This is a genomic window from Pseudomonas sp. Soil_N_39 (assembly GCF_057655955.1).
Window position 1 is genome coordinate 1 of the sequence record NZ_JBDGLI010000039.1, and the last position, 3,777, is coordinate 3,777.

General features: G+C 60.4%; 2 protein-coding genes. Both read left to right on the plus strand.

The window, feature by feature from the left end; translation table 11 throughout:
- Window positions 1–201: 201 nt before the first annotated feature.
- A complete protein-coding gene (gene mutS, locus AC3A5O_RS28715; RefSeq protein WP_175459538.1) occupies window positions 202–2,769 on the plus strand; it encodes a DNA mismatch repair protein MutS in 2,568 nt (855 codons plus the stop codon).
- 143 nt (window positions 2,770–2,912) lie between these two features.
- Complete coding sequence (gene fdxA, locus AC3A5O_RS28720) at window positions 2,913–3,236, plus strand: ferredoxin FdxA (RefSeq protein WP_122565445.1); 324 nt, start codon at window positions 2,913–2,915, stop codon at window positions 3,234–3,236.
- Window positions 3,237–3,777 lie beyond the last annotated feature (541 nt).

Genomic DNA, 3,777 nt, shown 5'->3' on the forward strand with positions numbered 1-3,777 from the left:
AGCGGAACCGCCAGCAGCCGTTACCGTAGCAACGGATATGCACTCAATCCCATATACACCAAAGTCCCAAAAACCACTCACACATGGGTAGCACCAGACCGCCCATGTTAACCTTGCGCCCATCGCGGAAAAGCCGGGCCAATGCCCCTCCTTTTGCCCCACACCTTTCAACGAGCTTCCCTGACACCCATGAATACAGCCGTGAACGACCTGTCCTCCCACACGCCGATGATGCAGCAATACTGGCGCCTGAAGAACCAGCACCCCGATCAGCTGATGTTCTACCGCATGGGCGACTTCTACGAGATCTTCTACGAGGACGCGAAGAAAGCCGCCAAGCTATTGGACATCACCCTGACGGCACGTGGGCAATCGGCAGGCATGGCGATTCCGATGTGTGGGATTCCTTACCACGCAGCGGAAGGTTACCTGGCGAAGCTGGTCAAGCTCGGCGAATCCGTGGTGATCTGCGAGCAAGTCGGCGACCCGGCCACCAGCAAAGGGCCGGTGGAACGCCAAGTCGTACGAATCATCACCCCGGGCACGGTCAGTGACGAGGCCTTGCTGGATGAACGCCGGGACAACCTGATCGCCGCCGTGCTGGGCGATGAACGCCTGTTCGGCCTGGCCGTGCTGGACATCACCAGCGGCAATTTCTCGGTGCTGGAAATCAAGGGCTGGGAAAACCTGCTGGCGGAGCTGGAGCGGGTCAATCCGGTGGAACTGCTGATCCCGGATGACTGGCCCAAAGACCTGCCGGCAGAAAAACGCCGTGGTGTGCGTCGCCGGGCGCCGTGGGATTTTGAGCGCGACTCGGCGCTGAAAAGTCTCTGTCAGCAGTTTTCCACCCAAGATCTCAAGGGTTTCGGCTGCGAGAACCTGACCCTGGCCATCGGCGCGGCCGGTTGCCTGCTGGCCTACGCCAAGGAAACCCAGCGCACCGCCCTGCCCCACTTGCGTAGCCTGCGTCACGAACGCCTGGATGACACGGTGGTGCTGGACGGCGCGAGCCGCCGCAACCTGGAGCTGGACACCAACCTGGCCGGCGGGCGCGACAACACTTTGCAATCGGTGGTCGATCGCTGCCAGACCGCCATGGGCAGCCGCCTGCTGACCCGCTGGTTGAATCGGCCGCTGCGGGACCTGACCGTGCTGCTGGCGCGCCAGTCCTCCATTACCTGCCTGCTGGATCGTTATCGCTTCGAGCAGTTGCAACCACAGCTCAAGGAAATCGGTGACATCGAGCGGATCCTCGCCCGTATCGGCCTGCGCAACGCCCGTCCCCGTGATCTGGCCCGCCTGCGCGATGCCCTCGGTGCGTTGCCTGAACTGCAAGTGGCGATGACCGACCTGGAAGCGCCGCACCTGCAACAACTGGCGCGCACCACCAGCACCTACCCGGAGCTGGCCGCGCTGCTAGAGAAAGCCATTATCGATAACCCGCCAGCGGTAATCCGTGACGGTGGCGTGCTGAAAACCGGCTACGACGCCGAACTCGACGAGCTGCAAGCGCTGAGCGAGAACGCCGGCCAGTTCCTGATCGACCTCGAAGCCCGGGAAAAAGCCCGCACCGGCCTGGCCAACCTCAAGGTCGGCTACAACCGCATCCACGGCTACTTCATCGAGCTGCCGAGCAAGCAGGCCGAGCAAGCCCCGGCCGATTATGTTCGCCGCCAGACCCTCAAGGGCGCCGAGCGCTTCATCACCCCGGAACTCAAGGCGTTCGAAGACAAGGCACTGTCGGCCAAGAGCCGCGCCCTGGCTCGGGAAAAGATGCTCTATGAAGCACTGCTCGAGGATCTGATCAGCCAACTGCCGCCCTTGCAGGACACCGCCGGCGCCCTGGCGGAACTGGACGTGCTGAGCAACCTCGCCGAACGCGCGCTGAACCTGGACCTGAACTGCCCGCGCTTCGTCAGCGAGCCGTGCATGCGCATCAGCCAGGGTCGTCACCCGGTGGTCGAGCAAGTGCTGACCACGCCGTTCGTGGCCAACGACCTGAGCCTGGACGACAACACCCGCATGCTGGTGATCACCGGTCCGAACATGGGCGGTAAATCCACCTACATGCGCCAGACCGCACTGATCGTGCTGCTGGCCCACATCGGCAGTTTCGTGCCGGCGGCCAGTTGCGAATTGTCCCTGGTGGACCGGATTTTCACCCGAATTGGCTCCAGCGATGACCTGGCCGGTGGGCGTTCGACGTTCATGGTGGAAATGAGCGAAACCGCGAACATCCTGCACAACGCCACCGAACGCAGCCTGGTGCTGATGGACGAAGTCGGACGCGGCACCAGTACGTTCGACGGCTTGTCCCTGGCCTGGGCTGCGGCCGAACGCCTCGCGCACTTGCGGGCCTACACGTTGTTCGCCACTCACTATTTCGAGCTGACGGTACTGCCGGAAAGCCAGCCACTGGTGGCCAACGTTCACCTCAATGCCACCGAGCACAATGAACGCATCGTATTCCTGCACCACGTGCTGCCCGGCCCGGCCAGCCAGAGCTACGGCCTGGCAGTGGCGCAACTGGCCGGCGTGCCGAGCGAAGTGATCAGCCGCGCCCGTGAGCACCTGAGCCGCTTGGAAACTACCAGCCTGCCTCACGAAGCTCCGCGCCCAACCAAAGGCAAACCGGCCGCGCCTCAGCAAAGCGACCTGTTCGCCAGCCTGCCCCATCCGGTGCTCGATGAACTGGCCAAGCTCGATCTGGACGACCTGACCCCACGCCGGGCGCTGGATTTACTCTATACATTGAAGACACGGATCTAACGCACAGGCTTTCAAGCTGTTAGAATCTCGCGCGGTTTGGGATGCTGCGGACTATTTAGCCTGGTTCGCAGACTACCGCTCCCGAACCTGGCGACCCCACCGTGAAAGGGCTTCGCTGCCGCCGCCTGAGGAGAGAATTAGAAATGACCTTCGTCGTCACCGACAACTGCATCAAGTGCAAGTACACCGACTGCGTAGAAGTGTGTCCGGTGGACTGCTTTTACGAAGGGCCGAATTTCCTGGTCATTCACCCGGACGAGTGCATCGACTGCGCCCTGTGTGAACCGGAATGCCCGGCGAATGCCATCTTTTCGGAAGACGAAGTGCCGGCCGGCATGGAGAACTTCATCGAGCTGAACGCTGAACTGGCGGAGATCTGGCCGAACATCACCGAGAAGAAAGACGCTCTGCCGGACGCCGAAGAGTGGGATGGCAAGACTGGCAAGATCGCAGACCTCGAACGCTGATCGTTGCCATGTTCGTCGAAAGGGCCCCTTGCGGGCCTTTTTGCTGCCTGGAACAAAATCGCAGGCAAAAAAAGGGGCGGTTTGACCCGCCCACATTTTTTCCCTAATCCCTTTAATCCTATTCATCGTCCTGATGAATCGCGTCCTGCGATGTCCTTCCTTCCCATCGTCCTTGACGGGTGTGTCTGTCCGTCGACACAGGACTGATATTAGTATTTTCCCGGGCGAGTGCAACGCGGCTGATACAGGTGGCTTGCCCTGTCACACGATGTTCATCAACAAATTTCCCTTATAAATCAGTTGAATACAAAAAGATCACGGTATTTATAGCTGTCTGTCCCGGCGGTGAGAAACCGATCGCTTACGTAAGACTAGGCAAAGGCTTACAAGCTGAAGCTACAAATAGATCGGGCTAGGGAAATGACCCTTCGGAAGCGCAAAGGCTTTAAACCAGTCGTGATGTTCTATCGTTTACGGGTGGGGGATTTCAGGGGGGGGGTGTATATCCGTTTCTTCGGTAACGGCGGCTTATGGTTCCGCC

What these genes read in the sequence shown, in the direction of transcription:
- fdxA (WP_122565445.1), top strand. Translation starts at nt 2,913, where the DNA reads ATGACCTTCGTCGTCACCGACAACTGCATCAAGTGCAAGTACACCGAC.